This is a genomic window from Acetivibrio cellulolyticus CD2, assembly GCF_000179595.2.
Lineage (GTDB): Bacteria > Bacillota > Clostridia > Acetivibrionales > Acetivibrionaceae > Acetivibrio > Acetivibrio cellulolyticus.
On the sequence record NZ_JH556659.1, the window covers coordinates 546085 to 571097 of the forward strand.

14 protein-coding genes and 1 other annotated feature are annotated in these 25013 nt (G+C 35.7%); of the genes, 11 read left to right on the top strand and 3 right to left on the bottom strand.

Going from position 1 to position 25013, the window contains the following annotated elements:
• The first annotated feature begins 9 nt into the window (after positions 1–9).
• The 10 genes from ACECE_RS0222395 to ACECE_RS0222445 all read left to right on the top strand — a co-directional run bounded on the left by ACECE_RS0222395 (position 10) and on the right by ACECE_RS0222445 (position 19263).
• The gene (locus ACECE_RS0222395; protein ID WP_010251285.1) at positions 10–4158 is read left to right on the top strand and encodes a transglutaminase domain-containing protein; all 4149 of its coding nucleotides are present in this window, start codon (positions 10–12) and stop codon (positions 4156–4158) included.
• A gap of 27 nt (positions 4159–4185) precedes the next feature.
• Entirely contained in the window at positions 4186–4557 is a 372-nt protein-coding gene (cdiI, locus tag ACECE_RS0222400) for a ribonuclease toxin immunity protein CdiI (RefSeq protein ID WP_010251287.1), read from the top strand.
• Positions 4558–4896: 339 nt separating this feature from the next.
• Complete coding sequence (locus ACECE_RS0222405; RefSeq protein WP_010251288.1) at positions 4897–5700, top strand: alpha/beta fold hydrolase; 804 nt, start codon at positions 4897–4899, stop codon at positions 5698–5700.
• A 142-nt stretch (positions 5701–5842) separates the two neighbouring features.
• On the top strand, positions 5843–8221 hold the full coding sequence (locus ACECE_RS0222410) for a dockerin type I repeat-containing protein (RefSeq protein ID WP_010251290.1): 2379 nt from the start codon (positions 5843–5845) through the stop codon (positions 8219–8221).
• Between the two features lie 65 nt (positions 8222–8286).
• Positions 8287–8522: a binding site (T-box leader), on the top strand.
• A 62-nt stretch (positions 8523–8584) separates the two neighbouring features.
• Positions 8585–11704, top strand: coding sequence for an isoleucine--tRNA ligase (gene ileS, locus ACECE_RS0222415; RefSeq protein WP_010251292.1), 3120 nt, complete (start codon positions 8585–8587; stop codon positions 11702–11704).
• Positions 11705–12728: 1024 nt separating this feature from the next.
• Positions 12729–14174 (top strand): proline--tRNA ligase, encoded by a 1446-nt coding sequence (proS, locus tag ACECE_RS0222420; RefSeq protein ID WP_010251294.1) that lies wholly within the window; start codon positions 12729–12731, stop codon positions 14172–14174.
• 216 nt (positions 14175–14390) lie between these two features.
• Complete coding sequence (locus tag ACECE_RS0222425) at positions 14391–15230, top strand: CvfB family protein (protein WP_010251296.1); 840 nt, start codon at positions 14391–14393, stop codon at positions 15228–15230.
• 262 nt (positions 15231–15492) lie between these two features.
• Positions 15493–16638, top strand: a complete 1146-nt coding sequence (locus ACECE_RS0222430; RefSeq protein WP_010251299.1) for a DEAD/DEAH box helicase — start codon at positions 15493–15495, stop codon at positions 16636–16638.
• A gap of 94 nt (positions 16639–16732) precedes the next feature.
• Positions 16733–16939: a DNA-directed RNA polymerase subunit omega gene (rpoZ, locus tag ACECE_RS0222435; protein ID WP_010251301.1), complete on the top strand. Its 207-nt coding sequence runs from the start codon at positions 16733–16735 to the stop codon at positions 16937–16939.
• 614 nt (positions 16940–17553) lie between these two features.
• Positions 17554–19263 carry an N-acetylmuramoyl-L-alanine amidase family protein gene (locus ACECE_RS0222445; protein ID WP_010251302.1) on the top strand — a complete coding sequence of 570 codons (1710 nt, stop codon included), beginning with the start codon at positions 17554–17556 and terminating at the stop codon, positions 19261–19263.
• A 361-nt stretch (positions 19264–19624) separates the two neighbouring features.
• Here the strand turns inward: ACECE_RS0222445 and ACECE_RS0222450 are convergent, their stop codons facing one another.
• Positions 19625–20095: a CYTH domain-containing protein gene (locus ACECE_RS0222450; RefSeq protein ID WP_010251303.1), complete on the bottom strand. Its 471-nt coding sequence runs from the start codon at positions 20093–20095 to the stop codon at positions 19625–19627.
• 287 nt (positions 20096–20382) lie between these two features.
• Here ACECE_RS0222450 and ACECE_RS0222455 point away from each other — a divergent pair, with 287 nt between their 5' ends.
• Complete coding sequence (locus ACECE_RS0222455; RefSeq protein WP_010251304.1) at positions 20383–22086, top strand: carbohydrate-binding domain-containing protein; 1704 nt, start codon at positions 20383–20385, stop codon at positions 22084–22086.
• A gap of 131 nt (positions 22087–22217) precedes the next feature.
• Here ACECE_RS0222455 and ACECE_RS0222460 read toward each other — a convergent pair whose 3' ends face one another.
• Together ACECE_RS0222460 and sigI are read right to left on the bottom strand one after the other, a co-directional pair.
• Positions 22218–24131, bottom strand: coding sequence for an anti-sigma-I factor RsgI family protein (locus ACECE_RS0222460; protein WP_010251305.1), 1914 nt, complete (start codon positions 24129–24131; stop codon positions 22218–22220).
• Entirely contained in the window at positions 24112–24897 is a 786-nt protein-coding gene (sigI, locus tag ACECE_RS0222465) for an RNA polymerase sigma-I factor (protein ID WP_010251306.1), read from the bottom strand. The genes ACECE_RS0222460 and sigI overlap by 20 nt, the downstream gene beginning before the upstream one ends.
• Between the last annotated feature and the right edge of the window lie 116 nt (positions 24898–25013).

A 25013-nucleotide genomic window follows, 5' to 3' on the forward strand; every position in this document is an offset into this window, starting at 1 on the left:
TATTTTTAAATGGGGGTTAAAAGATCGATAAAGATAATTTCTATATTTGTTCTTGTGGCTTTTTGCTTCACTTTCGGGCTGCCTTTACAGCAAGTTGCTGCCTTAGAGGCAACGATTGCCAGTGTGGAAACTCAGGAAGCAAATATACAGTATGAGGAACCTGAAACCAGCACCAATCTGGGTGCTTTTGCAGACGAATTAATAACTCATATAAATAATTTGAGAGAATGCCTGAAAAACAATGAACTTGCACAATTCAGAAGTGAGCTTAAGAATACAAAAAATAGTTTGAAGAAAATAACTGAAGATATTTCAAAGGAATTGCTTGAAAACAAAAGTATTCTAGATAAGCTGAAAGCAAGTGCGGCTAAGATAAGATATGAGAAATTTAAGGCTGAAACTGAAAACAAGCTTAATGCTTTTGCTAAGTCGTTTGATGAAATTGAAAAAATTTCAAGTGTTGAAAGTTTGGATGCAAGCAGCATTGAAATTTTGAAAACGAGAATTGACGAGATTGAAAACCGGATTTCATGTGAGCAACCGGTTCAGCCGCTCGGAAAATCACTTCCACATAGTAATGCAAGTATTAAGCCTGAAGAACCGATTATTGGAAATGATTCATCGGCTTCATATGCAGGAAAAAGTGGGGATGCAGCATACGAGGTATTACCTAACACAGCAGTTGAGGGAGATCTGGCAGTAACACCGGAGACAATCTTAAGCGAGGAAGCTAAGAAACTGGCAGATAGCTTTGATACACCTGTGAAAGCATATGAGTATGTACACAATAATATTGATTTTGAGCCATACTACGGTTCAAGGATGGGTGCTGTCGGCACATTTAATCAATTGAGCGGAAATGACTACGATCAGGCTTCACTTCTGATTGCAATGCTCAGATATAAAGGAATACCTGCAAGATATGTAAAGGGAACAATAGAATTGCCAATAGCTAAGCTTATGGGATGGACAGGAACTCAGAATCCGGAAGCTGCTGTAAAAGTTTTTGGTGCGCTTGGAAACCCTACTGTATCTATAGTATCAGGAGGTAAAGTTGTTGCAGTCCGTACCGAGCATGTATGGGTAGAGGCTTATGTACCATATAAAAGTTATAACAGGGTAGGCGTGGGAAGAGGCAGTAAGATATGGATTCCATTAGATCCAAGCTTTAAACAGTATACAATGGTTAAAGGTTTGGATATCAAAGAAATTACAGGTGCTACAGAAGAGCAGATAATGGAAGCATTTAAGCTTAATGCTGATAAATCCAAGGATGGAGACGTAGTTAAAGATGTAAATTTTGATAAAATGAATTCATTTTTAGATGGCGTATCAGAGAAAATTGAGAAGTATGCGGCGGATAACAAAGACAAGGGTCGTGATTTAACAGATTTGATAGGTGGCAAAAGAATAAAGCCGGAAAATCTGGGAGTACTTCCGCTATCATTACCTTATAAAGCACTGAACACTCTTGCGAAAACAAATACTATTCATGAAGCTGACAGTGAGAAAATAGGATTTTCAATAAGTGGAAATGAACTTTTCGATTTAAGTTCAGGTGGCTCTGATCAATTTAATGTTGAATTCAAAGCTGTTGAACTTTATGGAAAGAGAGTTACTCTTTTATGGGTTCCTGCATCTACAGAGGATAAAAACATTATTAACAGCTATGGCGGATTATATAAAACTCCTACATATATGATACAGTTAAAGCCACAGCTCAAAGTGGATGGCAAGGTTGTTGCGGAAGGCAGCGCTGTTGGTTTCGCAAACAGGCAGGAATTTACAATAACAATGGGGCATGTTGGAAGACCAGCAGAGGAAGTAATTAATCCTGTAACGGCCGGAGGTATTTACAGCATTTCCTTTGATTATGGAAAAATTGAAGCAGATGAGCTGAAGGTAATTCAGGAAAGATTAGCAAAGGTTAAGGATACGGCTACAGAAGAGAGCATATATACCGATGAAGTAATGGGTGAAATATTAAATAGTGTTGGTAAAGCTTATTTTGCACAACTCGATGGTATAAACTCTGTGATAGCAAGGTCTATGAATGTAAGTGCAATTCGTCAGGTAAGTGAAGCGATGACAGGATACCAGCCTACAGTGAAGTACATGTTTGGTGTTCCGGTAGAGGTTAGCGGAGGTTCGTTCTACATAGATGTCGATCATGATGTTGTTGGCGTTACAAGCCTTGAAAACAATAAGGAAAATGAAATTGCATATATGCTTAACAGCGGTATAATAGGTTCATCAATGGAACACGTAATACATGAACAGATATTCAAGGTTCCGTCTGTTTCATCAATAAAGATTATATCGGAAGCTAATGCAAGGGGTATTCCGGTATATAGCATAGCTAAGGACGATATTGGTAAAATAGATGAACTCAATGTGTCATCCTATGTAAAAACAGATATCAGGAACTCAGTAAATAGTGGGAAAATAGTAATCATTCCAAAAGAGGAAATCCAATACTATGACTGGTATGGAACAGGATATATTGTAATGGATCCTGAAACCGGTGCTGCTGGTTATATGATAAGCGGAGGCATTGCAGGTGGATCAATAGGTAAGACTGTAGTTGTTACTCTGATGGGTCTGGCTTCTCTGATTATGGGAGTAATTGATGTGGTTTCAATTGCTATGGCTATGATAGCTATTACTAATCCATGGCTGCTGCTTCTGTATGGTGCTTTGCTGGCGTTGAGTACATACGCTGTGTTTGATACAATTAATAACATAATAATGTATTGGGAGACCGGTGACTATAAATATGCCAAGTCACTGGCACTGGATCTATTTATTAATCTTGCAACTTTGGGCTTGTTTAAGATTATCGGTAAATTTGCACCGTCAATAAAAAATATGTTTAATGGGCTCTTTAAGCAAATGGACGATGTTATAGAATTCCAGGCTAAGTACGGAGATGAAATAACAGAAGCCATAGTAAAAATGAATGGTGAAGAGGCATTGAAGCATGCTGATGAATTACTTGATGGTCTTAAAGGGTCTGGGCTTGCAGATGATTTGATAGAGAATGCCGCAAAACGTGGTGGCATAGAGGCTTTAGAAGAATTGGCTGAATTCCAGGCTAAGCATGGAAATGAAATTACTGAAGCTATTGTTAAGATGAACGGTGAAGAGGCATTGAAGCATGCAGATGAATTGCTTGACGGTCTCAAAGGAACCGGGCTTGCCGATGATTTGATAGAAAACTCTGCAAAACGTGGTGGCGTAGAGGCTTTAGAAGAATTGGCTGATTTCCAGGCTAAGCATGGAAATGAAGTTACTGAAGCCATTGTTAAGATGAACGGTGAAGAGGCATTGAAACATGCCGATGAGTTGCTGGATACACTTAAAGGGTCAAAACTTGCAGATGATTTGATAGAGGATATTGCAAAACGTGGAGGAGTAGAGGTATTAGAAGAACTTGTTGAATTCCAGGCAAAACACGGTGATGAAATAACTGAAGCTATACTCAAGATAGATGGAGAAACAGTTTTGAAGCAGGCAGATCAACTGTTAGACAAACTAAAAGCTTTGGGAATTGCTGATGAAGTAATGGAGAAATTTGCAAAACGTGGAGGCGTAAAAGTAATAGATGAAGCAGCTGACAAACTAAGTAAATTGTCACCAAACCAAATATCTTCATTTAATTTAAGTAATTCATCAGATATTAAGTCGATTTTAGGCTCAGATTACAGTACACATTTGACAGATGTAAAGGGATTCTCGCAAAGTGCTGCAATTACAGGCGGGCACAACAAAGTTAATTTCTATAATTACATAAATAATAATGGCATTCAGATAAATCAGATTTCAGTAACTCCTCACTCCTCAGTCAGTGGTGTTGAGGTTATAAAGTACCAGATACCGGCAAAGGATGCTGCTGGCAATATAATCAAAGATACAGCAGGAAATATTGTATGGAAAAAGACAATATTTGAAAAGACTGTCTATGATCCAAGTATTATCCCTGATTCGCAGATGATAAATTGGGGGGAAGAAGCAATGAAAGAAGGTTTGGATAACTTAAAGTTGACGTTCCAGCCAGGTAGTAATACAATAATTGAAGGCATATTTAATGGCCTTAAGATGAGGGGGTATTGGAACCCTACAACTGGAGCAATTGACAATTTCCACCCTATTTTATAATTGCAATTATTAAGGAGGCAATAATACATGAGTAGCAAATTTGAGAATATGGAAGGGATTGATATTTCGTGGAGTCCAATGACTAATTACTTTGAGAGCCTACAGGATTCGAAATTTATGGAAGTTCTGGATTACTTCTCAAAGGATTATGGTTATGGAAATGAATATCATATTTGTTCATTTGCCAGCAACTGGCATCCTCAAGAGGAAGGATATTTTGAAACAGGAGTACAATTTGTTGATGCAACTGGCGAAGGCGAAAAAAGTATTATAGTTAGCTATTCTGTATTCTTCAAATTTCTGAGCATTGCCTGCGAAGATTACCTTGCAAGGTATCCAGAAGATAGGAGTGAAATTGAAAAAGCACTTAAGGTTATACAAGAAAGGTACAATATTTAACTGATTATAACTTATGAGAAAACCCCGAACAAACCAAAAAAAGTTTGTTTAGGGGTTTTTTCGTTAGTACCTTAATTTTGACGTGCGCCTTGATGGCCCGGGGTTTTTACTGAAACGAACACTTATATCCAGAGCCCATAATAGATAATATTACTACAGTCTCTTTCTGGAAGTCTTTGGATAGTTGCAAATTTGGATAAGTTTAACTTTAAATTTATTTATGCTATAATCCATAATTATATAGTTCAAAATGAGTAATACATTGTGGTAGTAACAGACTAATATGGGTACCGTAGAAATTATTTAAAAAAGCAGCTATAAATAGGATAGGTGAGGATTGTGATAAATTCATTTAAAGAAAAGATTGTAGAAAAGGATGGCTGTAATATTCATTATTGGATATCTGTAAAGCTCAATGCTCCTTGGCTTATATTTTTGCATGGTGCAGGAACTGATCATAGAATGTTTGACAATCAAATATCTGCAGTGTGTGATAAATTCAGTATATTGCTTTGGGATGCAAGAGGTCATGGATTGTCAAGGCCAATGGGGAATGGATTTAGCATAAAACTGCTGATTGATGATTTGATTGAAATAATGAATATTGAAGGTATCGACAGTGCTACATTTATTGGTCAATCTATGGGAGGAAATACCGCACAGGAAATGTCTTTTTACCATCCTGAAAGAGTAAAGAATCTGGTTTTAATTGATTGTACATGTAACACAATGAAACTTTCATGGATAGAAAGATTGCTTGTAAACTCGACACCATTTTTATTACCTATTTTCCCATGGAAATTACTGATGAACATGAGCGCTCAAGTAAGCTCTATTAAACCTGAAGTACAGAGTTATTTAAATGAGACCTTCGGTGTTGTTGGGAAAGGTGATTTTACAAAAATATTTACTGAAACTGCTGCATGCCTACACTATGAGAAAGATTATAAAATAAACAAGCCAATGCTGCTTGTTTGTGGAGAATTTGATAATACAGGAAATATCAAAAAAATTGCTTTGCCGTGGTCGTTGAAGGAACCAAATTGTAGTTTTCATACGATAAAAAATGCAAGCCATTGTTCTCAACAGGATAATCCTCATGAGTTTAATAAATTACTGACGGACTTTTTGCTTGAACATTGACAGTGAAAGTTTGTAAATATATAATTTATTTATAAGTTGGATGTATTATGTAATGGTGTAAAAAGAAGTTTGTAAATTAATTGTAAAGTGCTTATCATCTATCTTTGATTAAGCACTTAATTTTATTTTAGGGGGGAATAAATTGTTTAAGTTTGTCAAATTATTATTGTTTGTACCAGTTGTTTTATTGGTAAGTCAGATTGTTAATGTATCAGGAATGGGTATTGCTGTTTTTGCTGAGGAAGGGATAGTTAATGATAATGTGGCTATATATGGAGATGTAAATGGAGATAACAAGGTCAATTCATTAGACTTTGCTTATATGAGACAATACCTTCTAGGGATTATAACTAACTTCCCATACGACAATGGGATTAAGGCAGCAGATGTAGATGGAAATGGAGCGTTTAGTTCAATTGATTTCGGATTTATGAGGCAATATCTGCTTGGAAAAATTGATGATTTTCCTGTAAATAATCAAACACCAACGATAACCCCGACTCCAACGCTGTCAACACAAACAATAATGCCAACAGTAACGCCAACATCTACTGCAGCATTAAGCGAATTTATTCAATCAAAACCATCAAATCTTAATGTAATAATAAGTGATTCAAATAGCATTGAATTATCCTGGGACATGGTTGAGGGTGCAGTGGCATATGAAGTGTTAAAAAATGAAGTTTCTATTAGAACAACGGAGATTCTTAAATTCACTGATTCAAGTTTAACGGAAGGGTTAGATTATACATATTCTATAAAAGCTATAAATGATAAGGGAGAAAATTCTCTTGATAGTGATAAAGTAATTGTAAATACCGGAGAGGCAACTATAAATTCTAATACTATTTTAAATGAAAATCGGTTTTATAAAAGTTTGATTCTAGATAATGGAGCATCACTTGATCTCAATGGTTATGTACTTGATGTTCAATTGAATTTTGTTCAGATTAATGGAATAGTGAACATAAACTCAGGAAGATTGAAGATTGGAAGCGACTATTCAATTAAAAACGATGGCATACTCCAGATGATAAATGAATCAGACTATGTGTATGTTGGAGGGGATTTTACAACAGCAAGTAGATATGATTACACTGATGAAAATAGAAATAAGTACTTTTCTGCAGGAATAATTGAGGTAAAAGGAAGCTTTAATTGCATAAATGATGATAGCTTTAGAGCAACAGGAAGCCATAAGGTTATTTTGTCAGGGAATGCAGAACAGGAAGTTAATAGTACTTATATTTATGATGAAGCGCTCCGAAATAGCTATGCTATGTTTAATGAACTGGAAATAAAGAATGAAGCAGGAGTGAGATTCGATTCGGAAATATCAATAAGAAAAATGCAAGGTAACTATAAAGTTGCAGGGAAATTAACACTAAATTATGTTGAGACTATAACTGGAGATGTAAAAATTGAAGGAGATTTAAAGCTTATAAGAGGGGTTTTAGATTTATCTGGGCATATTTTTTCAGTAACTGGTAACTTTACTCAGTCTTCAGAAGTATTATCAAATACAGTAAAAGTAAATAAAGGCAGGTTAGAAGTGAATGGGAATTATTGTGTAGGCTCTGAAACAGAGACTTATGACCGTTATTCAATGCTACAAATGATAGATGAAGCTGATTATGTTTATGTTGGTGGGAACTTAACAATAATGAGTGGATATAATTACTTTTACGAATTAAATCAAGGTAAAAGTGATATTGAATACTTTAAAGCAGGTATACTGGAAGTAAAAGGGGATTTTAACTGTCTGCATTCGCAATGTTTTGTAGCTTCAGGGAGCCACAAAGTAATATTATCAGGTAATTCTGAACAGATGGTTAACAATAGCTACTTGGATGGTGGAACTCTTTATAATAGTTGTCCTGTATTTAATGAATTAGAAATAAAAAATGAAACTGGAATAAGATTTGATATGTCAATAGGTATTAGAAAAATGAAAGGTAACTATAAAGTTATTGGTGAATTGGGATTGGCAATTGAACTACCCTTAGCAGAAGATGTAAAAATTGAAGGGGATTTAAAATATGTTGGTTCAAATCTCGACTTGGGTGGACATAACTTTATAGTAACAGGAAATTTTACTCAGACTTCCGGCTATCATAATTCTATATTAAATGTAAATAAAGGAAAACTTGAGGTTCATGGAAATTATACGATTAACACTGATGCAAAGTTTGAAGGTTATTCTTATGCGACGCTTCAAATGACAAATGAAGAGGATTATGTATATGTAGGAGGAGATTTTACTACTTACAGTATGGGCGATCATAGTGATTACCTCACAGCCGGAACGCTTGAAATAAAGGGTGATTTTAATCAAACAAGTAACCCACTAAATTTCGCTGCATCAGGAACACACAAAACCATATTGTCAGGAGATACAGTACAAACTGTAACCTTTGAAAATCCGGAGACATCTTCATTCAATGTACTTAAACTCACAAAACCCATTGATACAGGCTACATATTTAGTACAACACCTGTATGGAAGACGCTAGAACAGTGAAGTAAAAATGAGGGTCTTGACATAAATAAATTTAGTGATTAAAATCATATTAATACTTTAATATTGTAAAAACGTTGATTGGAAAGAGTAGAGGGTGAAAACTTTCTAGAGAGCAGGTGAGGGTGGAATACCTGCAAGGCTAACCTTTGAAAATCATCCATGAGTTGTATCCTGAAGTTGTTTAATGCGTAGGGAATACCGGTTGCTTGTCCGTTAAAGCATTTTGAGTGATTGTGGAGGGTTGCCTTCTGCATTAATTTGGGTGGTACCGCGTGAGATTTTATATCCTCTCGTCCCTTTTGGGATGAGGGGATTTTTATATTGATAAAATTAATTTACAATAAATGATCGGAGGTAAGGAAAATGTATAAAAAAGTTTCGACAAACCTCAATTTTGTCGACAGAGAAAAGGAAGTTCTGAAATACTGGAAAGACAACAAAATATTTGAGAAAAGTATCGAAATGAGAGAAGGTGGAGAGACATTCACTTTTTATGATGGCCCTCCAACAGCAAACGGTAAGCCTCACATTGGTCATATACTGACTCGTGTTATAAAGGATATTGTTCCAAGGTATAAGACAATGAAGGGCTATAAAGTTTTAAGAAAGGCCGGATGGGATACTCATGGACTTCCTGTTGAGCTTGAAGTTGAAAAGTTGCTCGGAATAGATGGAAAGCCTGAAATCGAAAAGTTTGGTGTTGAACCCTTTATTGCAAACTGTAAAAAAAGCGTATGGAAATATAAGGGCGAATGGGAGCAAATGAGTGACAGAGTTGGTTACTGGGCTGACATGGAAGAACCTTATATAACTTATGATAACAATTATATCGAATCGGTTTGGTGGGCTCTGAAAAGAATATGGGATCAGGATCTTTTGTACAAAGGTCACAAAATTGTGCCTTATTGTCCACGCTGTGGAACTTCACTTTCAAGCCACGAAGTTGCGCAGGGCTATAAGGATGTTAAAGAACCTTCAATCTACGTTAAATTCCAGGTTAAAGGTGAGAAGAATGTTTACCTCATGGCATGGACGACAACACCATGGACACTTCCATCAAACGTAGCGCTTACAGTAAATCCACGTGAAACCTATGTAAAGGTTAAGTGTTCTGATGAGGTATATATATTAGCAGAAGCTTTGGCTCCTTCTGTATTGAAGGAAGAATATGAAGTACTTGAGAAAATGGATGGCAAGTCTATGATCGGTATGGAATATGAGCCTTTATTTGATTTTGTGAAGGTTGACAAGAAAGCTTACTATGTTGCAGGCGGCGACTTTGTAACTTTGACAGACGGTACTGGAATCGTTCATACAGCACCTGCATTTGGTGAAGATGATGCCAAAGTGGGCAGAGAATATGATTTACCTTTCCTTCAAGCCGTTAATGACCGCGGTAACTTTATTGAAGCTGTTACACCTTGGAAAGGTATGTTTGTTAAGGATGCAGATCCTAAGATTATTGAACACCTTGAAGGCAGAAATTTAATATACAAAAAGCTTGATTATGAACACTCGTACCCGTTCTGTTGGAGATGTGATACACATCTTCTGTACTATGCAATGGATACCTGGTTTGTAAAGATGACAGCTGTTAAGGATAAGCTTCTTAAGAATAACAACAAGATTAACTGGCTGCCTGATAATATCAGGGAAGGTCGTATGGGTAACTTCCTTGAGAATGTTGTGGATTGGGGACTTAGCCGTTCAAGGTATTGGGGAACTCCACTGCCTATATGGGAATGTGAATGCGGTCACCGCCATGTAATTGGAAGTATTGCCGAACTTAAGGAAATGGGTGAAAATGTCCCAGATGACATAGAACTTCACAAGCCATTTATAGATAATGTTTTCTTGAAATGTCCGAAATGTAACACCGGTAAGATGAAGAGGGTATCCGAAGTTATAGACTGCTGGTTTGATTCAGGTTCAATGCCTTTTGCACAGTGGCACTACCCATTTGAAAACCAGGAGATTTTCAAGGATAACTACCCTGCAGACTTTATAAGTGAAGCTATTGACCAGACAAGAGGATGGTTCTATACTCTGCTTGCAATATCAACGCTTCTCTTTGATGAGCCGGCATTTAAAAACGTTATAGTTTTAGGTCATGTAAATGATAAAGACGGAATAAAGATGAGCAAACACAAGGGTAATGTTGTTGACCCATGGACTGTACTTGATAAACAGGGTGCCGATGCTGTTCGCTGGTACTTCTATATAAATAGTGCCCCATGGCTTCCAAACCGTTTCTATGAAGAAGCTGTAAGCGAAAGCCAGAGAAAGTTTATGGGTACACTCTGGAATACCTATGCCTTTTATGTGCTGTATGCAGGTATAGACCAGTTTGATCCAAAGCAATACAAGCTTGAATATGAAAAGCTCTCTGTTATGGATAAATGGGTATTGTCAAAAATGAATACTTTAATTGCAACTGTTGACAAGAACCTGGCAAATTACAGGATAACCGAGTCAGCAAGAGCTATTCAGGAATTTACAGATGATTTGAGTAACTGGTACGTAAGAAGAAGCAGAGAGCGTTTCTGGCAGAAGGATATGACACAGGACAAGATAAATGCTTACATGACACTTTACACAGTTCTTGTTCAATTAATTACAGTTTCAGCACCTTTTGTACCATTTGTAGCTGAAGAGATTTACAGCAACCTTGTAAGAAATATTGACAGCAACGCTCCGGAAAGTGTTCATTTGTGCGATTTCCCAGTTGCTGACGAGAAGATCATAGACAAGGAACTTGAAAAGAATATGGACCTTGTTTTAAAACTGGTTGTATTAGGACGTGCTTGCAGAAATACTGCAAACATAAAAAACCGTCAACCAGCTGCAAGGGTGTATGTAAAAGCTGGCTTTGAGCTTCCCGAAATGTTCAATGAGCTTGTCAAAGACGAGTTGAACGTGAAAGAAGTAGTGTTTACTGAAGATGCAAGGCGTTTTACCAAGTATAAGTTCAAGCCTCAGCTCAGAACTTTAGGTTCAAGGTACGGTAAGCTTGTTCCGTCGATAGCCAAAGTTCTTACTGAAATAGATGATAACATGGTTATGGAAAAGTTCGCTAAAGGCGAGAAGGTGACTTTTGAGCTTGAAGGTACGACTGTCGAACTTGCTGAGGCTGACGTATTAATTGAGACTTCTCAGAAGGATGGATTTGTGTCCGAAGCTGAAAAGGATACAACGGTTGTTTTAGATACGAATCTTACACCTGAGCTTATTGAAGAAGGTTTTGTACGTGAAATAATTAGCAAGATCCAGACAATGAGGAAGGAAGCAGGATTTGAGGTTCAGGATCATATCAGGTTATTCTTTGCTAATAACACAAAGATTACTGAGATAATAGATAGCAACAAGGCGATAATTGCAGATGAAACACTTGCAGATGAGATCATCGAAGGAAGTTCTGATGGCTATAGTAAAGAATGGAACATTAATGGTGAAAAAGTCAATTTTACTGTAGTAAAGATATAAAAAATACTAATAAATAACATAAAGAAGTCCGATATATTAAATAGTCGGGCTTCTTTTTTTGGGGAATTTGATAGGCAAATGTCATAAAATATTAGAATAAATGCTATACGATTTAAGTTGTGCAATATCCCAAGTATCCCTAAATGACCAGTACTAGTGATTTGCACGGTATGCATTAAAAAGTTACAAAGCCATGTGTACGATATAAACAAAAGAATTCCAATAATTTGTTCTTTTTTGTTAAATTTGTACATTGAATATATTACGGTTTTCTGCGAAAATATTAATATAAATTGAGTGGGAAAATTTGAGGGGTGTGATGAATAATTTACAGTAATCACATTCGCAAACCGCAGTAATCAATATATAGTATTTATAATTGACGACACACTAAACTTCATCTATCTATTTGTTTTATATGTAGCAGTATTTGAACTTATTACATCCATACTATTTGATAATTTGATTTAATCGTTGTACCACGTACATGTAAGCGATAAACTTAATACTTATAGCCGATATTCTTACTACGCAGCTTCTATACACCAAACTTGCAGCAATCTATATTTTTAATTGTTGAAATCGATATCTTAATACTTTTAATCGATATAGTTTATATTTGTAACCTAAGAACTTTTTATTTAGCAATGTATTCTCTTAATATTTGAATCGTTTTACAAACTTTGTTGAGCTTACTTTATACCAAACTATATCATTACACCCTTTTTACCCATATAATAAAGCATCTTGCGATTTTTACAACACGATACTTGTGAGCAACGGATAATGAATCTGTTGCTCAATTTTATTTTGCTGTTAAGCAAGTTCTGCATTGACAGATTGCGGTTTATTATATTAACATTTAATAGAAGCATTTATTTAGAAGATAATAATAAAGAATCAAAATGAATTAGTTATAATCGATTGGAGAGTTATGAGCAGCAAATGTTCTAAAATCAAATGGGATTGCATGCCCTGAGGTTTTTCTTCATATAGGATTAAAATTTTATAAGGAGTTGGAGATATGTCAAACAATAAGGACAAAAAGCTGGTTGAGGCAATAACCTCAATGGATGTTGACTTTGCTCAATGGTATACGGATATTGTAAAGAAAGCGGATTTGGTTGATTATTCAAGCGTAAGGGGTTGTATGATAATACGACCTTACGGCTATGCGATATGGGAAAATATACAAAAGACCTTAGATGCAAGGTTTAAAGAGACTGGGCATGAAAATGTTTATATGCCTATGTTTATACCAGAAAGTTTGCTGCAAAAAGAAAAGGACCATGTTGAAGGTTTTGCGCCTGAAGTTGCATGGGTTACACATGGGGGGCAGGAAGAGCTTGCTGAAAAGCTTTGTGTGAGACCGACATCAGAAACTCTATTCTGCGATCATTATTCAAATATAATACAATCCTATAGAGATCTACCAAAGCTTTATAATCAATGGTGTTCTGTTGTAAGATGGGAAAAGACGACCCGTCCTTTCTTAAGAACTGTAGAATTCTTATGGCAGGAGGGTCACACGGCACACGCAACTGCAGAGGATGCGCAGGAAGAAACTATAAAAATGTTGAATGTATATGCCGATTTCTGCGAGAAGGTACTTGCAATTCCTGTTATTAAAGGACAAAAGACCGATAAGGAAAAATTTGCTGGAGCTAAGGCAACCTTCACTATTGAGAGTTTGATGCATGATGGAAAAGCTCTTCAATCAGGTACATCTCACAACTTTGGAGATGGTTTTGCTCAAGCTTTTGGTATTCAATACACAGATCAAAACAACCAGCTCCAATATGTTCACCAGACTTCATGGGGAGTTTCAACACGTCTGATTGGTGGAATAATAATGGTACACGGAGACGACAACGGATTAGTGCTTCCTCCGAAGATAGCTCCTATTCAAGTAGTTGTAATACCTGTCTCACAGCACAAGGAAGGCGTATTGGAAAAAGCATATGCTATAAGGGACAGGTTAGCAGCAAAAGGTATCAGAGTTAAGATTGATGACTCAGACAAGATGCCTGGATGGAAGTATAGCGAATATGAAATGAAGGGTGTGCCTATAAGACTTGAGATTGGGCCAAAGGATATTGAAAAGAATCAGGCAGTACTTGTAACAAGGGTTTCAAGGGAGAAGTTGTTCATATCATTAGATGAGTTGGAAGGTAAGGTGTCTGAAACGTTAGATAAGGTGCAGGACGAACTTTACAATAAAGCTCTGGAGATGAGAAACAAGAAGACCTATAAAGCTGTAAACCTTGAAGAATTTGAAACTATTCTTAAAGAAACCCCAGGATTTATTAAAGCTATGTGGTGTGGTGACAGGAAATGTGAAGAGACTATTAAGGAAAAGACAGCAGCAACTGCCCGTTGCATACCATTTGAGCAGGAGAAGATATCAGATAAGTGTGTATGTTGTGGAAAAGAAGCAAAACATATGCTATATTGGGGTAAAGCATATTAATTCTGAAGCATATATTTTATTGATAACTTGAAGATTAGATATATAAAAAGCGTCTGAGAAAAGTTCAGATGCTTTTTTAACGGTTTAATAAGTCTTTACAATCCTTTATAATTATTTGTTTTATAAGACAATTCAGCTATTCCATAATTCAGCTGCAATTATGTTATAATAAACTAGTGTATTGGGTAATTAAAAATATATTAAAGAAGGTATATAATGATAGAATTGGGGAAAATTCAGAAACTGGAAGTTGTTAGAAATGCACAAATTGGAGTGTATTTAAATTCAAGAGGCAATAAAGACAAAGATGCTATTTTACTGCCTAACAATCAAGTGCTTGAGGGAACTGGCATAGGAGATGAAGTAGAAGTATTTGTTTACAAAGATTCGGAAGACAGAGTGATAGCAACTATGAAAAAACCTAAGCTGACAATTGGAGAACTGGCGGTGTTAAGAGTAGTCGACACAACGAGAATAGGGGCATTTCTTGACTGGGGATTAGAGAAGGACTTATTTCTACCTTTCAGGGAACAGATAGGTAATGTTAAAAAAGGGTGCACATATTTGGTAGGAATGTATATAGACAGTAGCAATAGACTATGTGCAACAATGAATATATATAATCTCCTTAGCAGTGAATCGCCATATAAGCAAAATGACAGAGTTAAAGGAACTGTCTACAGCATAAGTAAAAGTATAGGAGCTTTTGTAGCCGTGGATAATAAGTATCAAGGTTTGATTCCTAATAAGGAGTTATATGGCAGCTATGCTGAAGGTGACATTGTAGATGCAAGAGTCAACAGGGTCAGGCAAGATGGAAAATTAGAGTTAAGCCTAAGAAAAGAGGCCTACAATGAAATCGAAGAAGATGCACAAAAAATAATGGAAAGGTTAAAATTAACTGGAGGCACTCTACCAATTAATGATAGCAGCACCCCAGAACATATAAAGGCTGAATTAAGTATAAGTAAAGCGGCTTTTAAGAGAGCTGTCGGGAGGCTCCTAAAAGAGGGAGCAATAGAAATTACAGATGAGGGTATTAAGAGAGTGTGGTAAAAGTTGGTATTGGTTTGCTATTCCTCTTAATTCATGATATAATACAAAGATAATATTGTTTTTTCAACTGCCTTACTCTAATATTCGCATGAAGTATTTGGAGATTATAGAGCGGGAAACTCAATTAATTATGAGTTTCCTGCTCTTTTTATATTTATATGGTGGAAAAGGAATGTAACCATATAAGCTGAATTAAATACATTTCAGTAATAAATGATATTAATAATAAATAGTGGTTAACCACTTAAAAGGAGAAAACGAATTGGATTTTGAAAAACTAAACATTATCACACCTATATTGAAAGCTATATGCGAAGAAGGATACACTACACCTACTCTTATACAACAACAGGCTATACCGGTTATTCTTGAAGGCAGGGACCTGCTCGGGTGTGCGCAAACTGGCACAGGAAAAACAGCAGCATTTGCTATTCCCTTGTTACAGACTCTTTATAAGGAAAGGACAAACTTAAAAGGGCAACGGATAGTTAAAGGCTTAATACTGACACCAACACGTGAGCTGGCAATCCAGATAGGCGAAAGCCTTGAGGCGTATGGAAGGTATACCGGAATTAAGCATGCTGTGATTTTTGGTGGTGTATCTCAAGTTCCCCAGGTGAATAAATTAAGATCGGGTGTAGATATTATTGTTGCAACTCCAGGGCGGCTGCTTGACTTGATGAACCAAAAATATATAAATGTGAGCTGTTTAAAGATGCTTATATTGGATGAGGCAGATCGTATGCTTGATATGGGATTTTCATTTGATGTGAAAAAAATTATATCCAGGTTGACGGATACAAGACAAACACTTTTGTTTTCAGCTACTATGCCCAAGGAAATCACAAAGATGGTAGACGCAATTTTAAAGAATCCGGTTAAGGTTGAAGTAACACCTGTTTCTTCTACGGTGGATACCATTGAACAAAATGTTTATTTTGTAGAACAGAAAGATAAAAAATCCTTGCTGATAAAGTTGCTGAAAAACAGGGCTATCGAATCTGTTCTTGTATTTACGCGTACAAAGCATGGGGCAGACAAGATTGCCAAAGATTTGGCAAAACTGAGTATTACTGCCCAAGCTATCCATGGGGATAAATCCCAGGTAGCTAGACAGATTGCTTTGAACAATTTCAAGTTAAAACGTACAAGGGTGCTTGTTGCTACTGATATTGCAGCAAGAGGAATCGATATTCAAGAACTGTCTCATATTATTAATTTTGACTTACCCAATGTGCCTGAAACCTACGTTCATCGCATTGGAAGAACTGGAAGAGCAGGAATGGTAGGAACAGCATTGTCGTTTTGCGATAGAGAAGAGATGGGCTACTTAAGAGCTATACAAAAACTCATATCCAAGAAAATACCTGTAGTAGAAGAACAGCCTTATTCAATGAGATTTGCGTAAAAGTGATATCTGGCAAATTCCAGCATGGTTTCTGAATGTGAGAGCAAGCTAATATGCTAATAATAAAAGTCATAGATTCGAGGTGAAAAATAATATGATTGAACCTTCAATAAGTTCATTAATGGAGAAAGTAGACAGCAGATATACACTATGTATTCTAGTAGGAAAGAGGGCAAGGCAGTTGACAGATGGTGCTCGTAGTCTTACGGAAAGCAGTTCTAGTAAAGTAGTAACTACTGCAGCAAACGAGGTTAATGAAAATATGATAACTTACGTAAGAACAAAGAGTGGTATTAAATAGGTAAAAGAATTACCAGCAGTTCTACCTTGAGTTTAAAGCTCCTTCAAAAACAAGGGGCTTTTTTGCTAAAGGAATCATATCTTATTATTGAGAATTCATTCAAAAATTCAGATATTGAAAAAAGAAAAAACGTTTATAAGACATCCTGATAAATATTATAAAAAACTCAGCAATTTCCAATTTAGAAAAATAGTTAAGAAATTGGAACTGAATATAATAAATATTCTTAAATTGCATTGCGCTGACCCCTGTTTAAATATATAATAAACAAGACAATAAATAGAATACAGTTTACAGGCAGTATTGATATGATGTACTGATGGAAAGAAGTAAGTAAGTGTGGGAAATCCTGCACGGTCCTGTTATTGCAAAAGATGAATTGTTAAGGTTGCTGTAAAACAGGAAAGAATGACCAGAATACCTACTTTATGAGCGATAGGGTGGGTGCAATAATTTATACAGGTACACTTGCTTAACTTCTTGAACAAATGTTTAAGAGGTTAATTTTATTTGAGGAATTTGCGAGACTGCATAGGTTTTTAGTGCGTACAGAATAAAAAATGTATGTCAAATTTTAATAAATTTTTACTAAAGAAAAATAAGGGGTTGGGTATATGAAGAAATACTATTCTGTGATACTGGGTGTTATTATATGTTTTCTTGTGTTTGTCAATATTACCCCAGCGGCAACTCAGAATGATCTAAAAATAAAAGTTGATGGGGTTCTTTTAAAGTCAGATGTATCTCCGATTCAAGTGAATAACAGATTATTGGTACCGGTGCGTGTATTGGTTGAAAAACTAGGTGCTTCAGTAAAATGGAATGAGAAAACCAAAAAGGTATCTGTATTGCTGAACAATATAAATATTGAGATGAAAATTAATGATGTGAACGTATCAGTTAACGGCAAGAATGAAAAATTGGATGTGCCGGCAAAACTCATAAATGGCAGAACAATGGTGCCGCTAAGATTTTTAAGTGAGCAGTTCAACTTAAATGTAGATTGGATTAGTAATAAGAAGCTTGTAACCATTAACCACAGCAAACTCATAAGTGTTGAGTGCACTAAATCAGGTGATAAAGCAAGTCTAGAGTTAAAGCTGGATTACTTTAAGAATTATAACATCATAAAATTGTCAGACCCTGAAAGGATTGTAATAGACTTTCCTAATGTAGATACATCTGAAAAACAGGAAGTTTTAAATACTAATAATGGAGTCATAAACACTGTTCGTTATGCGCATTTCAATGACCCAAGTAATGGCATTGATGCTGCAAGAATTGTTCTGGATCTAACAGGTCAATCGAAATATCAAATAAAGAAAACTGATACCGAATTTATAATGACTGTCGAAACAAGTGAAGCTGAAGATTCAGAAACTTCTTCTCTAAACAGAGGGGGAGATAGGAGAATTTTAGATTTGCTCAAAAATATTGCCTATGAAAACAAAGGTGATAGAGTTTCTTTATTTCTAAAGGGAATTTTACTAAATGAAGTTGGTAGTGATGTTAAAAAGTTCTATAGAGAGGTGTATGATGATAATAAGTATACTATAACCTTTTCTACAGACTTGGGGAACGTTGGAACAGGTAAAATGGTGATCGATGATGAGGTGCTTTCATATATAGAAGTTAAAACTGACAAAGCAAAGAAGGAGACAAGCATTATCTTTAATGCAAAAGATAGCTTTTTCTATGAGGTTGTTGCCAGACCGGATGATACGATAAATGATACGGCCATAACGATTTTAAAACCTGCACAGAAGGGTGAAAAGTTAATAGTTATCGATCCAGGCCATGGAGGATATGAGAGTGGAGCTGTTTATAAGGGTGTTTATGAGAAAAACCTCAACCTTGATATTGCACTGAGGCTAAACAAATTATTAAAGAGTAAAAATATTAAAACGTATATTATCAGGCAAGATGATAGTTTTGTTGGTTTGTATGAGAGGGCATACATAGCAAACGACCTTAATGCAAAGCTATTTGTATCTATTCATAATAATGCCTCCGAGATACCTGTATGTGGTACCGAAACTTTATATTTTCCAAGCGGTTCTAATAGTAATGGATTAACTGGACAAGATTTTGCAGAAACGATTCAAAAAAAACTTGTAAATAGGCTGGAAACGAAAAATAGAGGTATAATTGAAAGGCCTAATCTTGTTGTATTGAAGGCTACGAAGATGCCAGCTGTTTTAACTGAAGTCGGTTTTATGACTAATGATAATGAGTTTGCAAAGCTTTGTGAGCCTGAATTTAGACAAAAGGCAGCACAAGCTTTATGTGATGCTATAGTGAGTTCACTGGAAAAAATAAAGTAGATGTGTATTTCAGTTAAGGATTGAATTTATAAAAAGCGTCTGAGAAAAGTTCAGACGCTTTTTTCACAGTTAAAAGGTTTAAAGGGTACATGAATTTTATAATCAAGCAAAGTAACATAAGGATAGTTTTGTGCATAGTATGAATCATAAGTAGTCTTATAGAAGAACTAAATGAAAGGAAGTGTTCAGAATGGCTGATAGATTTGTAGGCGGAATATTTGACAATGACGTACTATTATGGTTTATTATTTTATTCCTGTTACTCTTCTGGTGTAATGGATACGTACGTGAAGACTAATACTTAAAGATGCATATGTAAGAAGTGGCTGCCAATTGGCAGCTTTCTTCTTAGGCATCCCAATTACTTGTCCCAGTTTTTGAACGGGTTGTTTTTTAAATACGAATTAAAGTACTTATAATTAGTGGTTACCTCTTCTCCAATCCATTCGGGTAGAGAGAAAGTATCATTTTCATTGTCTAGTTCTATTTCTGCAACAACAAGCCCTTCGTTTTCACCGTGGAATTCGTCGATTTCCCAGGTATAACCCATGTAATTATAAATATACCTTGTTTTTTCTATGAATGGTTTCTCACATATATTTTTAAGAATTTCTTCAGCATCAGTGTAGGGAATTTCATATTCAAATTCTGATCTGGTAAATCCGGTACCTTTGTCCTTAATTGTAAGAAATCCTTTATTATCAACGATCCTAACTCTTACTGTCCTTTCGGGATTACTGTTTAGATAACCCTGTTTGTAAAGTTTGCCACTGCATACTTTTTTATAGCTATTGTCTCTTACGAGAAATTTTCTTTCAATCTCTTTTCCCATAAATCCACCTCCAAAAGCGATCTGTATACTCAAAATAGTAAAAAGATTTCTTCACTCTTATGAAACCATATAGTATTCATTTTCGCAAGTCTTATAGAAGCAAAAATTTTGTTCATTTTTTAAGTTTTTTTTAAGGAGGCTAATATATAATTAAAATTAAATAGGCGAGCAGTGATAATATTTCAGATATTCCTTAGTATGTAGGGATCAAAAAGTGGAATTTGGTATGTATATGATTGCATAAGCTTGTGCAATAAATATAAATTTTTAATTGGAGGGATTTTTTTATGAAAAAAAGTTGGCTTTTGACTGCGGTTACTGCACTGACAATTTTGGCAAACAGCTTTACGTTCTCATTTGCAGCTCAGTGTGGCGACTTGAATTCTGATGGATCTGTAAACTCAATAGACTTTGGTATGTATAGACAGTACCTTTTGGCCTATTGCCGACTCGACGACATAACAGTTGCTGACCTAAATGGCGATGGTGCAGCAAACTCGATTGACTTTGGCGTGTTTAGACAGTACCTTTTAGGCATAATACCTTCATTGCCTGTAAACGGAACAACTACACCTACTGCTACAAAAACAGCTACACCAACACAAACGATAGTGACAACTACACCTACCCCAACCACTTCGGGTACTTCAACATGGGAAAGCAATACTGGTACCATTACTCTTGGAAGTACAATTACATATACTGGTGCAGGTATATCGGTTAGCGGTTCAACAGTAAATATTACATCCGGTGGTGATCACACAGTTACAGGAACATTGTCAAACGGTATGATTTGTGTAAACACTACTGAAAAAGTTAAGCTGAGATTAAATAATGCAAGTATAACTAACTCAACAGGTCCTGCAATTTATGGTCAAAATGCAGAAAAGTTATTTATTACTTTGGAAAAGGGCACTACCAATACACTTGCTGATGGAAAATCGTACAGCGACACAACACTTAAAGCAGCGTTATTCTGCAATGATGACCTGGAGATTAAAGGATCTGGAACTTTAAATATTACAGGAAATTATAAACATGCTATTTGCAGCGATGATGATATTAATATTAATAATGGTGTAATAAATGTTAAATCTGCAGTAAAAGATGGAATTAATGCAAATGGATCAATTGATATCACAGGCGGAACATTAAACATCACTGCATCTTCAGATGCTATCCAAAATGGATCACAAGAAGGAATAACAATTGATGATGGTACATTAACACTTTCCGCTGGTGATCAAGGTATAAGATCAAAGACTGGAGTAAAAGTTGCTGGTGGAATAACAATTAATGGTGGAACTATAAACATTACAAAATCCAGAGAAGGTATTTCAGCCGAATTAATAACAATTAATGGTGGAACAACATCTATTATAGCATCTGACGATGGTACAAATGCTACTATGGGAAGTCGAACGGAATCAAATGATGGAAGTCAGTTAATAATTAATGGCGGATCAGTATATGCAAGTGCACAAAGTGGCGATGGTTTGGATGCTAATGGTTCAATAACAATTAAAGGTGGCACAGTTGTAGTAGTTGGACCTCAAGGAGCACCTAATGTAGCTCTTGATTGTAATGGCCCATTAACAGTAAGTGGTGGAACAGTTTTAGCTACAGGTCCAAGTATGCAGATGGCTCAATATCCAAATGGATCATCAGCGCAATATTCAATAGCTGTAGGTCTTTCCTCTTCACAATCTGCAAATTCAGCTGTTTGTGTAAAGGATTCAACCGGGAAAGTACTTATTATTACTAAACCGTTACGTAATTATATGAATGTTGTTTTCTCTTCACCTGAACTTCAAAAAGGTTCTACATATACTGTTTGTACCGGTGGAACTGTTTCAGGTGGTACTGAAACAAACGGAGTGATAACTGGTGGTACTTATAGTGGTGGAACATCAACAACGGTAACAGTAACTACTTCTCCAACAACAACAGTTAACTGGAGCAGTGGTGGTGGCGGATTCCCTAGATGGTAAGCCTTAGCTTTTAAATTAAGAAAATAAAGAGAGCTGCTTCAACATAGAAGATAAAACTATGTTGAGGCAGCTTTTTTAGTCTTTGTTTTTTAATATAATATGGTCTATCATAGGTTTTTCATAGGGGAGTATTATGGTTCGCTTCCCCAGATAAGTGAGTCTGATAGATATACAGTTGCCCTGTCCCAATTTACAAAGTCACCAGACATATCATTAAAAGAATAATCATTTAACTGATTATATAATTCATTTCCAGATGTAACATCATAATCCGGTCCAAATCTGCATAAAACCTCTATATTGCTTCCTGGTTCTAATGAATTATCGCTATTAAAACCTACCTCAAGGTAATAGTCTACACTTTCTGTACTTGAAGACATAGGAATCAGATTACCTGTTATTGGAGTTGTGCCGATATCTGACCAGTCACAGAAGAATTTCTGTGGCTTTCCTTCAAGGTCTATAGTATAGTAATACCTTATTTTGATTGTAGACAGTTTTATTGGAATGTTACCATTGTTTGTAAGTTTGAATCTAGGATGAATATCTTTTGTATCAGATGTTCTTATTTCGTTATACATAGCTAGTTTAACCGACAACTTGTCCGTTGGAGTAGGTGTATCTGTAGGCGTAGGCGACGGTGTAGATATAAATGTTGGTTCTGGTGAAGGTGTATCAGTTGGTATTGTTGTTGGTTCTATCGTTGGTGATGAAGTATAATCTGGCACAAAAGTTATAGACGGTGTAGTTGGTACAGTTGTATGTGTTATTGGCGCTGGAGTTATAATTGTAGGCGTATTTATATGAATTTTAGTAGGTGATGGCGATGGAGTAGGTGTTGGCATTATAGTAGGAGTAGGTGTCTTTGTAACCCTTGGTGTTGGGGATGGAGTTTTAGTAGGTATAGGCATAACTGCAGGTGAAGGATAATGAGGTAGTACATTGGTAGTGGTAGGTGCTGGAGTAGGAGTAGGTGTAGGAGTAGGTGTACTATATACTGGTATATAAACAGGAGTATATGTTCTTGATGAGGTAAAATATGGTTTATTTGTACTGGTTTTTTCTATAGTTGCAGCCGTTGATGGTGTAAATGAAGGCAATAACGAAGATGTAGGCGTACTAAGGGAGCTTTCAACATAATAAGGTGTTGCAGTAACAGAAAAAATAAAGTTTGTTTTGTTAGGAGTAACTTCAACTAATTGTGTGGAAGGTGTAATTGTTGGTTGTGTAGTTATACTGGCAGGTGGAGTTTGTGTTTGAAGATTATTTGTATCAAATATGTCAACTTTGCTCAATAAGCTTTCTACACTTGCATTTTTTACCTCTTCAACAGTCAAGGTGATGCCTTCATCTTTAGCCTTATTATATATATAATATTTACCCATTGAAAGCCCGATTTCCAAGGCTTCTTTTCTATCTTCCGGTGACAGTTCGATAACTTGTGATTCCACTCCTGAATTATTGGCAATTTCCTTAAGAGAGGAAATCAGAGTTTTTATGTTTTCATTGTCAGAATCTGTGTTGGAATTAAAAGTAGTAGAGAGTATTATTTTATTATTAACGGAATTCAAAAAACCGATCTCTTTTGACTTGCTCAATAGTAAAGCAACCGCATCATTTAATGCCATATTCTTTACTTTTGCTGCATCTAAAAGTGTTTGGCCGTCGCTATTAAGTGCTTTGGTTTTTAGAATATTCTCATCCTTATCTATTGCCATTTCAACACTGGGGTTTATGTCTATATCGACATAAGCATATTCATTTGCTACAAATAAGAATCTATAGCCAATGAATAATAATACAAAAACTGCTGCAATCGAGGCAACTGCAGAAATTTTTTTAATTACATTTATATAGCCATTGCCCCAAAAACTGGAATTATACAGATCGAACTCATTAAAGCATACTTTCTGACCACGGATCATTCCAGGCTTGCGATTAAGCTCTATAAAATCGAGTTTGTCAGTCATTACAATAACTCTATTCTTTTTTAACTTAAGTATTACACCCAAGCTTGTCAATCCATCATTTTGTAGTTTGTTCAATATGTTTCCCTCCAACATCTGGGATGTCCAAAAAGTCTCTCAATAGATAGAAACCATTACCAATAATAAGTGCAGCAGCAATAATAAAAACTCTGTTTCTTTCTATTGTCTTTTTATTTATTTGCAGTGTCTTAACCAGTTCAGTTTTTTGGATTACTCCTGATTTTTCTAGTTTACTGAAGCTGTCTCTATCGTTAGCAATTGCTTTTGCAATTTTTATACAGAGTGCCTTCGAATCTTTATGTTTAGGTGCCAGCCTTATTAGATCTTCGAATTTAATTCCAAGCTCATTAAGCTTCTTTTCAAAACTCTTTGTTTCGTCACAAAATTCAAAAGTCCCTAACCCGTCATTCTCTGTTTTTAAATGGGTTTGCTCAAAATTATTGTTATCAGGCTCTTCAAAATATGTAAAAGGATAAACCTTATTATGCTTTTTATTATGACGCATATAGTCTGAAACTCTTCTGTTTATTACTAAAGAGCAAAACTTAAAAAACATCACTCCTTTACTCTCATCAAAGCAGTCGATAGCTTCGTTGAAAGCGGATAGACCAATACTGTACTCGTCACTGTTCTCAGTGTCAATGTACTTACCTGTTACGCTAGAAATAGTTTTTAAGATAAAGGGCTTATACTTGTCGATAAAGTCGTTTCTTAATAAATTATCTCCGGCCTTTATTCTATTAATAATAAGGATAATATCTTCAGTATGTTCATTATCCTTGGAAACACTTTTTTTCCTCTTAGGGAAAAATATATCTGTCAAAAAATTTCACCCCTCAAATTTGAAGTGCTGCAAAGAAACAATGTAGTATTATAGAAAGAAGTGTACATTGTTGATTATAGCATACAAAACAGCACTAAAAAAGGGTACATAATTAA